Origin of the sequence: Erythrobacter sp., assembly GCF_036351135.1 — a bacterium.
In the GTDB taxonomy this organism is placed as follows: Bacteria; Pseudomonadota; Alphaproteobacteria; order Sphingomonadales; family Sphingomonadaceae; genus Erythrobacter.
This window is the reverse complement of sequence record NZ_JAZBON010000009.1, coordinates 14,745-29,015: the sequence shown is the minus strand read 5'-3', so window position 1 is coordinate 29,015 and position 14,271 is coordinate 14,745. Positions and strand designations below refer to the sequence as shown.

Annotated in this window: 11 protein-coding genes; 7 read left to right on the top strand and 4 right to left on the bottom strand. The window is 65.3% G+C overall.

Going from position 1 to position 14,271, the window contains the following annotated elements; genetic code table 11:
- Positions 1 to 18: 18 nt before the first annotated feature.
- Positions 19 to 1,134, bottom strand: coding sequence for an acyl-CoA dehydrogenase family protein (locus V2I30_RS01255; protein ID WP_330660251.1), 1,116 nt, complete (start codon positions 1,132 to 1,134; stop codon positions 19 to 21).
- Complete coding sequence (locus tag V2I30_RS01250; protein ID WP_330660250.1) at positions 1,124 to 2,173, bottom strand: glycosyltransferase; 1,050 nt, start codon at positions 2,171 to 2,173, stop codon at positions 1,124 to 1,126. The genes V2I30_RS01255 and V2I30_RS01250 overlap by 11 nt, the downstream gene beginning before the upstream one ends.
- 254 nt (positions 2,174 to 2,427) lie before the next feature.
- Between V2I30_RS01250 and V2I30_RS01245 the strand changes: the two genes are divergently transcribed.
- The 6 genes from V2I30_RS01245 to V2I30_RS01220 are packed head-to-tail and all read left to right on the top strand — an operon-like array spanning position 2,428 to position 8,995.
- Positions 2,428 to 3,270 carry an O-methyltransferase gene (locus tag V2I30_RS01245; RefSeq protein ID WP_330660249.1) on the top strand — a complete coding sequence of 281 codons (843 nt, stop codon included), beginning with the start codon at positions 2,428 to 2,430 and terminating at the stop codon, positions 3,268 to 3,270.
- Positions 3,271 to 4,623, top strand: a complete 1,353-nt coding sequence (locus tag V2I30_RS01240; RefSeq protein WP_330660248.1) for a hypothetical protein — start codon at positions 3,271 to 3,273, stop codon at positions 4,621 to 4,623.
- Positions 4,623 to 5,678 carry a D-alanine--D-alanine ligase family protein gene (locus V2I30_RS01235; RefSeq protein WP_330660247.1) on the top strand — a complete coding sequence of 352 codons (1,056 nt, stop codon included), beginning with the start codon at positions 4,623 to 4,625 and terminating at the stop codon, positions 5,676 to 5,678. Before V2I30_RS01240 ends, V2I30_RS01235 begins: the two co-directional genes overlap by 1 nt.
- 13 nt (positions 5,679 to 5,691) lie before the next feature.
- Positions 5,692 to 7,527: a sedoheptulose 7-phosphate cyclase gene (locus V2I30_RS01230; RefSeq protein WP_330660246.1), complete on the top strand. Its 1,836-nt coding sequence runs from the start codon at positions 5,692 to 5,694 to the stop codon at positions 7,525 to 7,527.
- Positions 7,528 to 7,556: 29 nt separating this feature from the next.
- A complete protein-coding gene (locus V2I30_RS01225; RefSeq protein ID WP_330660245.1) occupies positions 7,557 to 8,246 on the top strand; it encodes an HAD family hydrolase in 690 nt (229 codons plus the stop codon).
- Complete coding sequence (locus V2I30_RS01220; RefSeq protein WP_330660244.1) at positions 8,243 to 8,995, top strand: TauD/TfdA dioxygenase family protein; 753 nt, start codon at positions 8,243 to 8,245, stop codon at positions 8,993 to 8,995. Before V2I30_RS01225 ends, V2I30_RS01220 begins: the two co-directional genes overlap by 4 nt.
- A gap of 4 nt (positions 8,996 to 8,999) precedes the next feature.
- Here V2I30_RS01220 and V2I30_RS01215 read toward each other — a convergent pair whose 3' ends face one another.
- Together V2I30_RS01215 and V2I30_RS01210 are read right to left on the bottom strand one after the other, a co-directional pair.
- Entirely contained in the window at positions 9,000 to 10,364 is a 1,365-nt protein-coding gene (locus tag V2I30_RS01215) for a glycoside hydrolase family 130 protein (RefSeq protein ID WP_330660243.1), read from the bottom strand.
- On the bottom strand, positions 10,327 to 12,657 hold the full coding sequence (locus tag V2I30_RS01210; RefSeq protein WP_330660242.1) for a glycosyltransferase family 4 protein: 2,331 nt from the start codon (positions 12,655 to 12,657) through the stop codon (positions 10,327 to 10,329). The genes V2I30_RS01215 and V2I30_RS01210 overlap by 38 nt, the downstream gene beginning before the upstream one ends.
- Before the next feature lie 246 nt (positions 12,658 to 12,903).
- Between V2I30_RS01210 and V2I30_RS01205 the strand changes: the two genes are divergently transcribed.
- The gene (locus V2I30_RS01205) at positions 12,904 to 14,265 is read left to right on the top strand and encodes a Y-family DNA polymerase (protein ID WP_330660241.1); all 1,362 of its coding nucleotides are present in this window, start codon (positions 12,904 to 12,906) and stop codon (positions 14,263 to 14,265) included.
- The last annotated feature ends 6 nt before the right edge of the window (positions 14,266 to 14,271 follow it).

Genomic DNA, 14,271 nt, shown 5'->3' with positions numbered 1-14,271 from the left:
AGGCTACATTCGGCACGCTCATAAATCGGCGGGGAGGAACTTGCCGTCGATCAGCGCGGCGGCCGCCTTAACGCGCTTGCCGTCGGGATTGGCCTGGCACAAGAAGACACGCAGGTCGCGAGCGATCCGTTCGATCGGCGTCCCTTGCGCGAAAGCGGCCATGCCGAGCCCCGCCTCGACCCGCTCGATCACAAGGCGGCAATTGTCGGCGGTGGCTTCGCGGGCGAGCAGCGAAAGCGTCGCCGTATTGCTCGAAGCGCCATCGGCCTCGACCGCTTGGGCAGCGCGGACGAGCCACAGGCGGGTGCTCTCGAGCGCAATGGCGCACTCCGCTATGCGGCGCTGTTGATGCGGATCTTCGGCGCGCGAGCTGCGAACGAGGCCATCGCGGTAGTGCGCGAACAGCGCTTCGGCAGCGCCGAGATGCGCCGCGCAATAGCGCCAGATGCCGCCCTCGAAATGCGGCTCGCGGTAATAGGCATCGGGTTCGCCCAACCAGTCATCGGATGTGATCGATACGCCGGTGAAGTCGTAGCGGCCCGAGCGCGTTGCCTGCATTCCAGCCATCTGCCAGGGCTTCGCATCCATCCGGGCGGCGTCGGTAACACGCAGTATGGCGAGCCGAGTGCCCTGCCCTTCGCGTCGATCGTCTGTGACGGTGACGACGGCTTGCTGGACCAGCCCGAGGCCCGAGGCGAATCTCTTGGCGCCCCGCAATGCCTGGCCCGAAGCGTCGCGGCGCACCGCGTCGCCCGGGTCGTCCGCGCCCCATACGCCCAGCAACTCGCCTTCGCGAACCGCAGTGAATACCTCTTCGCGCTGGCCGGGCGCAGCCAGCACCGCGATAAGCTTTACCGCATTCATATGCCCTTCGAAAAGGCGGGCCACCGAGAGGTTCGCCCTGCCTATCCGACGCAACGCATCGAGCGCCGGGACGGCGCCCGCATGTTCCGAACCCCATCCCCGGCCGCCGCTGGTGGCGGGAAGGCAAGCGGTGAGCCAGCCTGCCTCGTGCAACGCAGCGATATCGCGGCCGAGATCGCCTTCGAGGTCGTCGGCTTCGGCGGCGTTTGCGCCGATACTTTCAGGCAGGCTTGCCCGAACGCCTTGCACGATGTCTTCGTCACGCGCCATTGGTGCGCGCCAACAGGTCGTGGGCGATCGACAGCTGCTGCGCGACCTCGCTGCAGCGCAGACCGCGCAAACGGGGTTTGGGATCGAGCCTTCTCCCCGCCATCGTCGAATGTCGGGCGGCTATCCGGAGTTCGTCCACGCGAACCAGCCGTTCATCGCAGCGCGGGTCCGCCTCGCGCGCCCTGCTGGCAAGGGCATCGCCGCAGCCGCCCAGTGCCCTTCCCTTCAGCCGGGCCGAGGTGACAGTTTGGCCCGTGCCAATGGAGACCGCGGAAAAGCCCGCAGCGCGTACTTTCTCGCATAGCGCGCGGTCCTCACCCTTGTCGATCAGAGGACTTCCGCCGACCGCTTCGTAAGCCGCCGTGCGCAGCGCCATGCTAGCCCCAGAAGCACGGATCGCGAATGGGCCGAACCGCTCGTTCGTCCACCGCGCCCAGAGCTGTTCCAGTGCGGCGAAGTAGGAACGTTCGATCTCGCCGACGTCCCGGACGCTGCGCGGGAGAAGGGCGAGCTCGCCGGGGTCGAGCTGAACGTCCTCGCACACGAGGTCTGCGCCGTCGTCGATCGCTGCGAGCATATCCAATACCCACGCCGCGCCTACCGCCGTATCCGCGTCGGTTGTCAACAGGACGCCGCGGCACGCCACCCGCGCCGCAATGTCGAGCGCCAGCCGCCGCGCGCCCGGCGCATTGCGAAGATGCGGCGCCAGCGACAGGTCGACGACTGCCCCGCTAAGCCCCGTTTCTCCGAGCCACTGGGCAGCAATCGCGGTCGAACGATCGTCACTGTCGTGAACGACGAATATGACGCAGCCCGCATGGCGGGCCGATCCCATCGCGGCGGTGAGCGCTGTGAGGCAGCGAGGGAGATAGACCTCTTCGTTGCAGGCCGGAATGGCGACGGCATAGTGGCTGACAAGCGCACAGCGATCCGTCAGGGAGCGCAACACCGCATTGCCGGCAAATTCGGGCGCCGCCAGGACGGATCGCACGATATCCTCGAGCGCGACCGGATCGGTTTGGAACGGTACTGTTGCCACCTGACGCTCCTTTTGTTGCCGCGCCTAAGGGAGCTCGCGGGGGGCGTTGCCCATAAAAGCCTTAGGAGCTTGCACCGGGGGCAAAATTAACATTGATCGGCGGGCGGACGACTCGCCGATCGACGGAGGTGCGAAGAGTCGAGAAGAGGCTTTTGATGTAAAAAATGCGCGCTAATAGCCTAATAACGCGTGTATTCTTCGAATTTTCGCAAGTGATTAGAAATATTGGAACCATCGAAACGGCCTAAGGATTGGTGACCGGGATCGTAAGCGCGTTCCCTGCGCGCTCCTTCAAGGAAAGGCCGATCCTGTTGCCCGAATTCAATGCGTATACCCCGCTTGGCCGGATTGCAGAACGGCTGGGGCAAGACGCCGATGATACCGCCGCCCGCCGTCTGGCGGAGGGGATTACGCCCTATGCCGAAAGCATGACGAGCGGGCCGAGCGAGGGGCTGCGCGCGCTCGAGGGGGCGACGCGGGCCGAAGATTGGGCGGCGCGCTACGGGACCAATGAGACGATCGTTCCGCTGGGTGAGAACATGCTTTCGGGCAATCTCGAAGGACAGTTCCTGCAAATGCTGATCGCGCTGGGCGGCGCGAAGGAAGTGCTCGAGATCGGCATGTTCACCGGCTTCGGCGCGCTCGCCATGGCAGAGGCGCTGCCCGAAGGCGGCCGCGTCACCGCGCTCGAGCTCGATCCCTTCGTTGCCGACTTCGCGCGCGGTCAGTTCGACGCCTCCTCCCATGGTGAGAAGATCGCGATCATGGTCGGGCCGGCAGGCGAGAGCCTTGCCAGCCTCGCCGAGGAAAAGTGCCGCTTCGATCTCGTCTTCATCGACGCCGACAAGGGCGGCTACTGGGATTATTACGACACGCTGCTGACACGCGACCTGCTGGCGCCGGGCGGGCTGATCTGCATCGACAACACGCTGCAGGGCGGCGAGGCGTTTTTGGATGCCGATGCGCTCGGCCAGCCGATCAGCGACAATGGCCGCGCGATCCGCGACTTCAACGAACGGCTGGCGAGCGACCCTCGCACTGTCCAGGTGCTGCTGCCGATCCGCGACGGCGTCACCCTAGTGCGGCGTGCCGACTGAATGCGGTTGGCGCTCCCCTCATTTCCAAAACCGCGCGGGCGGGCAAAATCGCTGGGCGCGCTCGCCTTGCTGACGGCGGGGTTGCCCTGGTCGATCGCGCTCACCGGATTCGCGCTGATCGCGGGGCGCAAGGCTGACCGCGCATCGCCGGAACGGGCGGGGCCTCGCCGCACCGTGCTGATAAGCGGGGGCAAGATGACCAAGGCGCTGGTCCTCGCCCGCGCCTTTCGCGCGGCGGGGCATCGCGTAATCCTGTCCGAAAGCGAGGATTACGTCTTTGTCGCCCACCGCTTCAGCAGCGCGGTCGATCGGTTCGAAGTGCTCCCACGATCGGACGATGCGGCCTACCCCGCCGCTCTGCGCGCACTGATCGAGCGTGAAGGCGTGGACATCTATCTTCCCGTCACCAGCCCCGCCGGAAGTCTGCATGACAGCGCGCTTATCCCCGAACTCGCCGACATCTGCACCGTCCTGCATGCCGGGCCGGAAACGATCGAGCGGCTCGACGACAAGGCGGCTTTTGCCAAGGCCGCGCGCGAAACGGGGCTGCGCGTGCCGGTGACGCAGCGGGTGATATCGGCCGAGGACGTGCTCGATTTCGACTTCGCCGCCTATGACCGCCCGTTCATTCTGAAGAGCATCGCCTACGACCCGGTCGGCCGGCTCGACATGACCCGACTGCCGATGGCGGACAGAGCCGCGATGGAGCGGCATGTGCGCGCCCTGCCGATCCGCGTGGACAACCCTTACGTCCTCCAGGAATTCATCGTTGGCACTGAATATTGCACCCACGGTTTCTTTCGCGATGGCCGCCTGCGCGTCCATTGCGCCTGCCGCTCTAGCGCTTTCCAGGTGAACTACGCGCATGAGGACAAGCCGGCGATCCGCCGCTGGGTTGAAACCTTCGGCGAGGCTCTGGACTTTACCGGACAGGCGAGTTTCGACTTCATCGAAGCGGCGGACGATGGCGAGGTCTACGCCATCGAATGCAATCCGCGCACCCATTCCGCGATCACCCTGTTCGCCGGCGATCCGCGCCTTGCCGAAGCCTATCTCGGCGAGGACGAGAGCGCCCCTGCCATCGAGCCCGAACCCGGCGCCGTGCCGACCTACTGGACCGCACACGAGATCTGGCAAGCGCTGTCAGCGAAATCGCCCGGCGGTGTCGTCGAGCGGCTCGGCACCGTCATCGAAGGGCGTGACGCCGTATTCGATGCCAGCGATCCGCTGCCCTTTCTCGCGCTCCATCACCTTCACGTCCCTGCCCTGCTGCTGCGCGCATTCGCCGAGGGACACGACTGGCACCGGATCGATTTCAACATCGGCAAGCTCGTTATGGCGGGGGGCGACTGATGGCCGCCCCCGTCCTCCACCTGTTCGGCTCGCCGACGAGCGACTTCTGGTGCGACCTCTCGCTCACCTATGCGCGCGGGGCCTATGGCGCGTTGAGCGACGAGAACGACTTTCTCAATGTCCTGATGACGCCGGACGGATGCTGGCGCGTGTCGCACGATCTGCCGCCCGAACGGATGATGCAAATCGCGCCGATACCGCCCGGCGAAGCCATCGCATGGATCCTCGACGCCGCGCCCGATTGCGGGCTGCCGCAGATGTTCTGCCATGCCGGAATGACCGATTATCGCGGCCTCATCGAAGCGCTGGGCGTGCCGATCATAGGCAACAGCGCGCAGGTGATGGGGCTGGCGGCGGACAAGGCGCTGACCCGCGCCATCATGCGCGATGCCGGTGTGCGCCTGCCCGAAGGCGAGGTGCTGCGCGAAGGGGAGCGGCCGACCCTGCCTGCGCCCTTCATCGTCAAACCCGCTATCGCCGACAATTCGGAAGGCGTCGCGCTGGTCGAGCGTCCTGCGGCTGTGAACGAAGCGCTCGAAGCCGCCTTTGCGATCTGCGACAGGGTCATCACCGAGACCTTCATCCCACCGGGCCGCGAAGTGCGCTGCGGCGTGGTCGAGCTGGACGGGCGCGCCGTGCCGCTTCCGCTCGAGGAATATGCGATCAACGCCGAGACACACCCCATCCGCCTGCCGCAGGACAAGATCGATGCCGGTGAGCCCGGCGATCTCAAACTGATGGCCAAAACCAAGACCGCCACCTGGATCGTCCCCGATAGCGATCCTGTGACCGGACCCGTGCAGGAAATTGCGCTGCGCTGTCACGCGGCACTGGGCGCGCGCGATTACAGCCTGTTCGATTTCCGCATAGATCCGGATGGTACGCCCTATTTCCTCGAAGCCGGCCCCTATTGCTCCTTCTCCCCCGACAGCGTGCTCGCGGTGATGATGGACGCCGCCGGCACCCCGCTCCCTGAATTCTTCGCCGCTCTTCGTCGCCAGGCGAGTGCGCGCGCCCCTCTCAGCACCGCCTGTTCGACCTATCGAAACGCCTGAAAGGATTGCACTCTTGGCCACACTTCCGATCGATACCGAGCGCACTGATGCGGCATCTCAGAAAACCCGGACCGGATCGATCTCGCCGATCGCCCCGCTCAGCCGTCCCTTCGCCGCCGCTCGCGCCTTTTTCGCCGCGATCCCGCGCGTCAATGTCGAACAGGGCGACGCACATGAAGCCGTTCGCCGGATTGTCGCCAGCGACGCCTTCGACGAATGGCTCGACATCGTCACCGATGCCGACGCCTATGGCCTCGCCTTCGCGGACCGCTTTGCCATGGAGGATACGCTCGATGCCGTCGCCCCACTGCGCGGTCTGACGGGCGCCTCCAATCTCTCGGTCGAGGCGCTGTTTCAGCGACTGTCGCAGATCGCCGCCGCCTTCGACGCGCATGACGGCGTGCGCTGGTACGCGCTGACCGATCGGATCCGCGAGCATCCCGCGCTCGCGGCCATGCGGCTGCGCGAATATCTCTCGGGCAATGCGGTCACCGCTTCACAGTGCGAGGCGCGCAATGACGCGATTGCGCAGCTGGAGGCGGACAACCCCCACGCGCTCTATCCGACCTCGCCCTATCGCCAATCCTCGGGCCGCACCGTCGCGAGCCCCGATCACAGCGCGGTCGAAGCGGTGATGCACCAGGCGACCTATACGAGCGTGCGCATGGTCGACCGGGTGCTCGATCCGTCCGAGCGCATTCTTGCCGACATCTACCGCCCGCTGGGCCGCTGCGTGTGCTTCATCGATACCAATGTCGAAGAGCATTACGGCGAGGAACTGCGCGCCTATTTCGCGCATCACGACATTCCGCTGACCGTGCTCGCCTATCGCTCGATGGAGGCCGACAAGGGGTTGGCGACGGTCGAACGGATGCTGGGCGGCATCAAGTCGCACGGCATCATGCGCAACGAGCCGGTGCTGGTCATCGGCGGCGGCGTGATCGCGGATACGGGCGGGCTCGCCTGCGCGCTTTACGGCCGCAACACGCCCTATGTGATGATCGGCACCTCGATCGTCTCGGGGATCGATGCCGGCCCCTCCCCGCGCACCTGCGCCGACGGCTTCGGCTACAAGAACCTGTTGGGCGCCTATCATCCGCCGGTCCTGTGCCTCACCGACCGGTTCTTCTTCGACACCCTGCACGAAGGCTGGCTGCGCCACGGCATCGCGGAGATCATCAAGATGGCGGCGGTCAAGGACGTCTCGCTGCTGGACGATCTCGAGGAGGCCGCCTCGCGCCTGATCGAAACGCGTTTCGGTATCCGGGAGACGGACGAAAAGGACCCGATCGATGCGCTTTCGCGGCGGATCCTCGGCAAGGCGATGAAGTCCTATGTCGAGGCGGAATACGACAATCTCTACGAAACCCATCAATGCCGCCCGCACGCCTATGGCCACACCTGGTCGCCCGGCTTCGAAATCCAGGCGGGCCTGCTCCACGGTCACGCGGTGTCGATCTGCATGGGGCTGGGCAACCATCTCGCCTGGAAAGAGGGCTGGATCAGCAAGGCGGAATATAAGCGGCTGATGGACGTCATGGACGCCTATGGTCTGGCGCTGTGGCACGACGTGATCGAAGACGATGGGCTGATGCGCGAGGCGCATGACAAGATCGTGCAGAAGCGCGGCGGCAATCTCGTCGCCCCCGTCCCGCGCGGGCAGATCGGCGAATGCGGCTATCTCAACGGCCTCTCCGCCGACGACGTCATCGCCGCCATCGCCGAATATCGCGAGGTCTGCGCAGCCTACCCGAATGGGGGCCGCGGCATCGATCCGCTGTGCGAGGATGTCGGCCTCGAAGACCCCGCCACGGTTGCCCGGTCGGCCGTTGCCGAGCAGCTCGCATAAACCCCGATCCGCGCAAAAGGAGAATGACGATGAAGACCAAGGCCATATTGTTCGGTTCGATCGGCGCTGTTGCCGAAACCAGCGAGATCCAGCGCGAAGCCTATAATCGCGCGCTCAAGAACGCAGGACTCCAATGGGAGTGGGACCGCGAGACCTATTCCGAACTCCTCGAACAGGCGGGCGGCAAGGAGCGCCTGCGGATGCTCGCCCACGCGACCGGGACCGATCTCGACGAGGGCGATATCGAGGCGATCCACGAGGAGAAGACACGCATCGCCGGCGAGATCATGCGCGAGCGCGGGGTCTCTCCCCGGCCCGGGATCACCGACCTCATCGCCAAGGCGCGCGAGGCGGGCGGCAAGCTCGGCTTCGTCACCACGACCTACGAACCCAATATCGAGGCGGTGTTCGACGCGGCGGGCGATGCGCTCAATCGCGAGGACTTCGCCTATATCGGCACGCGCGGCGACGTCTCGCAGGGCAAGCCATCGCCAGAATGCTACGAGCGCGCATTGTCGAAGTTGGGGCTGAACCCAGGCGAAGCGATCGCAGTGGAAGACACGGCGACCAGCGTGCAGTCCGCCAAACGCGCCGGAATCGCCACCATCGCCACGCCCGGCGAATTGACCGCAAACCAGGATTTCTGGCAGGCCGACGTCGTGGTCGAGCGCGGCAATGGCGAGGCGCTGGTGCGCGAGGTGAAGCGGATCGCGGCGTGACGCCGAAGCCGCTCGAACCGTTCGGCGGCGAGGTCGAAGGTTTCGATCTCGCCGAGCCGGGCGGGGCTTCGCCGGGCGACGTTCGCCGCGCGGTTGCCCGGCACAAGGTGCTCGTGCTGCGCGGCCAAACTTGCGATGCGCGGCAATTCGCCGCCTTCCTCGCAAGCATGGGCGAACCGATGTTCACCGAGGGCGAGACCCCGGTCGACAATGCGCCCAACCTGAATATCGTCACCAACGAAGGGCGCACGACGCCGCCGCGCAGCGTCTTTCACACCGATACGAGTTATGTTGCGCATCCGCCCGCAATTACCGCGTTGTTGGCGATCGAATTACCACGCAGCGGCGGACAAACCCTGTTCTGCGATCAGGCGGCGACCCTTGCCGGCTTGCCCTCCCCTTGGCGCGATTGCCTGCGCGATCGGCAGGCCGAACACGCCGCCGGTCCCCGTGACACCGCGCGCGAGGCGGCCCATCACCCGTTGGTGCTGGCCCATCCGGAGACGGGCGAAGAGGCGCTCTACATCACCACGCCCGAGCGCTGCGCGCGCATCTCGGGATTGAGCGACCAGGACGCCGCCCGGATTACGTCTGCGCTCTATCGCCGCTCGATCCGGCCCGGCCGCCTCTATCGCCACACCTGGCGCGCTGGCGACGTGGTCTTGTGGGACAACCGCCTGACCATGCACCGCGCGGATCACTCGGCAGTCGACGGCACGCGCACGCTCTATCGCGGGATGATACGCTAGGCGCTTAGACCCGTTCGAGACTGTCCAGTAGCCGCTCCAGCGGCACGCTGCCGAAACCGATCGCGCTGTCGGAAATGCCATAGGGAACGAACAGGACGCCGCCGCGCGACAGCATTCCGCCGCAGCTGTAAACGACATTGGGGACGTAGCCGTTGCGGTCCTCCTGCTCCGCGGTCAGGATCGGACGCGCGCTGCGAGCGATGACACGCGAGGGATCCTCGAGATCGAGCAGCGCGCAGCCGAGCGAATAGCGCCGCATCGCGCCAACGCCGTGGGTGAGCAGCAGCCAGCCTTCCTCGGTTTCGATCGGGCTGCCGCAATTGCCGATCTGCACGAATTCCCACGGATATTCGGGCGTCAGGAGTTTGACGCCGTCGTCCTGCCAGCGCGTAAGCCGATCCGAGGCGAGGAGATAGAGGTTCTTGCCGTCCTGTCGCCCGACCATGAGGTAACGCCCGCCGACCTTGCGCGGGAACAGCGCCATGCCCTTGTCGCGTCCGGCATCGCCCCTGATCGGGGTAAAGCGGAAGCTCGCAAAGTCGCGCGTGCGCAGCAATTCGGAACGGATCGAATCGCCCGAATAGGCAGTGTAGGTGCCAATCCATTCCGGAGTGCCGTCCTCATGCACGAACTGCACCAGCCGCAAGTCTTCGAGCCCGCCCTGCTGCTGCGGAGTCATCGGGAAGAGGACGGTGTTGGACAGGCTCGCCTCGGCGTTGCGCGTGGCGATGATGTCGGGACCGTCGGTCGCATCGGGGGAGGCCGCGATCGCAAAATCGCCGTCGGGCCACAAGGTCAGCAAGCCATCCTTTTCGAGAAAACCCTCGCGAAAACCGATCGAGGAGATATGCCCCTCGCCCACGGCGCGAACCGACATGACGATCCGTATCGCTCCGCCCGTCGCCCCGCTCTGGTCGGGATGCGGGACGATCGAGGGATTCATCAGTGCCGCTGCGGCATAAGTGTATTCGTGACTGAAGAATGCCGCAATAAGAAGCCGCCGGGCGCGGCTTATGTCGGCGGGCTCGATGTTGAAGGCGTGACCGAGTTCGGCAAAGCGCTCTTCGAACACCGCTTCGATCTGCCAGTGGCGCGACTTGAAATCGCGCAAAACGTGGGCAAGCTCGCGCTCGACCTCGTCCTCGGTGAGACGGCGGATATCGCGCACGAGATCTCTCGCGCGCTCGCTGGGTATAGCCGCCTGTTGCCACCCGAGATTGAACGGCCGCAAGACGACCTTGGAATGGTCGGCTTCGAGCCGCTCGTCCTGGACGTCTAAAATCGGTTCGGGAATGATCGGTTCGGGGAGGATCGGATAAAGGTCCGTCGGCTCATCCGCCGAGCGCTCCGCCGGCCGTGTTGCGTCCATGCCCGCCATCCCTCTCAGACTGCGTCAATCCTGCGCGCTGCATCGCGACATGCGACAAGGTGAATGCGAGGATCGATTCAGCACCGCTGTTATGATTGCGGCCGTGCGGGGTCAAACCGTCGTAGCAACGCAGCGTGTCTATATCCACGATCGCAATCCCGCGGTCGTTCGCCCCGAAGAACCAGTTCCAGGCAAGCTTGGCACGCTGGGCCCAGATCTCCGCGCCGCTCGCCTCGTGTGCGGCAAGGCAGCTTTCGATGAAAGCGAGCGCTTCGAGCGGCTGCTGGTCGAAGGGCAGCGCTTCGCCCGGAGCATCGAACGTGTCGCTGCCGATCGGGCGGAAATGGCCCTTGGCGCTAATTTGCAACTGCGCGATCCATTCGAGCGTGTCGAGGCCGCTATCGACGAGATCGCTCCGCCCTAGCCGCCGGCCCCCTTCGATGAGCGCCTGACTGAGGCGCGCATTGTCATAGGCCAGCAACGTCTCGAACCAGCGCCAGTTGGGCCGGCGCACCGCAGCGCAGATGCGGGCGAGATCGGCGCACTGCGCCTGGACCAACTCGCGCGAAGCGGCATGGCCGGGCTCGATCGACAGGCGCTTGCTTGCGGCGAGAATGGCGAAGGCCATCGCCCGCGGACTCTCCAGAGCGCGCGCGGTCGGCAGAGCATCGTCATAGGCGGCGCGCGCCCAGTACGCCAGATCGCCTCCCGGCGAGGAGGCCAGCGTTTCAGCGAGCGCGCATAGCGTGCGACCCTGCGCGTCTTCCGATCCCTCCGCCTCGAGCCATTCGCGCCGGAAGGAGAGGAAGTTGCGAAACTTCGCAGTTTGCGGGTTCCATGCATCCTGAATGAAGGCGGCATAGACCGGCGCCTTGTGCGCGAGATCGTCGGCGCCCTCGGCGGCAAGCCGTGCAGCGAGCATCAAGGCCCTGGCATTGTCGTCGATCGAATAGCCATGCGACCGATCGGGCACGTCGAAGCGGGCATGTTGCAGCATGCCGGTGTCGTCACTCATCGCGATCACCGGCCCGCAGGAGACGGGCAGCGCCTCGGCCAGTGATTGAACGCCCGCACGCGGCGTGACCGCCACTTCACGAAGCATGTCGGCGGCGTGGCGGGCGAATTCGCTCCAGACCGTTTGGCGACCCCGGCGATAGGCGCGAGCCTGCATCGCCGCGAGCTCTTCGGGACGCGAGAACAGCGCGATGACTGCATCCGACAAGGCGCTCGCATCGCCCGGTTCGAAGAACGCCCCAACATCGTCCGCCAGCAATTCGCGGGCGTGGACGAAGGGGGTGGAAATCACCGCCTTTCCGAGCGCGACGGCGTAGGACAAGGTGCCCGACGTCGCCTGATCGAGGCCTGGATAGGGCGTCACATAAAGATCGCAGACTTCGAGCTCGTCCAGCAAATCCTCGTTGCCGAGAAAGGCATCGATCCACTCGATATTGTCCGCTACCCCGCGCTCGGCGGCGCGCGCCTTAAGCGCTTCGCGGTAGGACTCGCCCTCGGCAGCGCGCAGATTGGGATGGGTGGCACCGATGATGCGGTAGCGAACATCCGAAAAGCGAGCGGCGATGTCGGGCAGCGCGTCGATAACCTGTTCGATCCCCTTGCCGGGGCCGAGCAGGCCGAAAGTCGAGATCACGTGGTTGCTTTCGATCCCGCGGGCGGCGCGCGCTTCGCCAGGGGCAACATAATCGCGATCCGGCGCGCCGTGTTCGATCACGGTCAGGCGATCGTGGCCCGCGCCATAGGTTGCCGCGAGCAGTTCTCGCGCATGATGCGACATCGTCATGATGGTCGAGGCGCGCGCAACCAGGTGTTCGACGATTCGTCGTTGATTGGCGGAAGGCTGCGAAAGCACTGTGTGCATCGTCACGACGAGCGGGGCGGCGATGCGCAAGGTCAACTCGATCAGATGTTCGCCATCCGCACCGCCGAAGATCCCGAATTCGTGTTGCACCCACACTGCATCGTAGCCGGCGGCATTGATCGCGCGCGCCGCCGCGCGATAGCTCATCGGATCGTCGCGCAAGATAGCGATTCCTTCGCCCGGCGCATCGTCCGCATCGTCGCAGATCGGCACCACGTCGAGCGCGATATTGGACACATGCTCGCCCAGCGAGGCGACGATATCGCCGGCGAATGTGGCGATCCCGCATTGGCGCGGCGGCGCATGGCTGATCAGCGCAACCCGCAACTGGCGGTCCGCCACGCTTTCCGTGAACGGAATGACGTTGTCATGCGAAGGATTCGGGTCGCGCAAGAGATCGGGCGGGCCGGCTGGCATTCTTTCGTCGCTCCGTTCCTAAGGGATTACCCTCATGCAAACGGGCGAGCGGCGGACTGGCTCCCGAATCTAACAAATATATTGCGTTGAATGGGTTAGAACGCTGCCCGGCTGCGCCAAACCGGTTTGCTACGCGCATAAATGCGGCATGTACGTACGGTCCGGTGCCGCCGACCGCCGGGCAATAAGCGTCGCGCCTCGCTTTTCATATGTTCCCTTTGTGTTCCACTTGCTATGCCGGTTTGCATGTCCGCTTCAGGTGATTCGCAACAGGGCCTGCCGCTCGGGCTCGAACATCTATATCTTGATTTCGACGGCTTTTTCGCGAGCGCCGAACAAACCTTCAATCCAGGCTTGCGGGGCAAGCCTGTGGGCGTCGTGCCGCTCGATGTGCCCGGAACCGGCTGCATCGCGCTGAGCCGCGAGGCGAAAGCGCTGGGCGTGCCTTCGGGCGCTTCCATAGCAGATGCGCGGGCGGCGCGGCCCGACATCGTTCTCGTCGTCGCGCGGCCCGATGCCTATGTCCGTCTGCACCACCGCATTCTCGCCGTGATCGACGACGTCCTGCCGATCGGCAAGGTGCGCTCTATCGATGAGATGATGTGCCCGGTCCCGCCAGAGCGGCAGGACGATCCCGCCCGGCTGGCCCATGCCATCAAGCGGGCTTTGGCGCGCGAATTCGGTCCGGCGCTGACCTGTTCGATCGGCGTTGCGCAGACCGAATTACTCGCCAAGATCGCCGCGGAACGGGACAAGCCCGACGGCTTTACCGTGCTCCCACCGGGAAGAGCGCTGGCGACGATCGCGGACATCGAGCTGACCAAGGTGCCCGGAATTTCCAAAGGGATCTCCGCGCGCCTGGAGAAGGCGGGGATCGCGGATTTCAGCGCGCTTTATGCGATGGATCGCAAGCATATGCGCGCGCTATGGGGCAGCATCGAAGGAGAGCGGTTCTGGAATGCGTTGCACGGCTATCCTTATGAAAGGCCGGCGACGACCAAGCGGATGTTCGGGCACAGCCGGATGCTTCCGCCAGATTGGCGCACGCCCGAAATGATCGCGCAATGCGCGCGGCAATTGTTGATGAGCGCAGCGCGGCGACTGCGCCGGTCGGACCTCGCGGCGACCCGGATCACCATGAGCGCGCGCGGTGGCGGCTATCGCAACGGCGTGCAATATCGCACCGACAATCGCCGCTGGAGCCGCGAACTCGCGATCGCGCCGGCGCGCGATGACCTCACCTTGCAGCGCGAATTGCGGCGGCTGCTGGCGATTTTCGGCGAAGAGGTCCGCTTCAAACCGCGCTCGATCTCCGTGACGTTGCACGGCCTGGTCGACGCTGATGCGCCGCAGGGGGATCTTTTCGCGGGGTTGGAGGAAACGGGAACCGGTGGCGGCACGCCCGGTCGACGACGCGGAGAGAAATTGAGCGCAGTACTCGATTCCCTGCGCGAGCGGCACGGCGCGGCCGCCGCCTCGCTCGGCCCGGTCGTCAGCGTGCCGGGCGGCTATCTCGGCGGCAAGATCGCCTTCGGGCGGATCCCGGAACTTAGCGACTTCACCGAATGCGCGACCGAAGACGGGGACACGCATTTCGCGACCGTCTGAACGGCA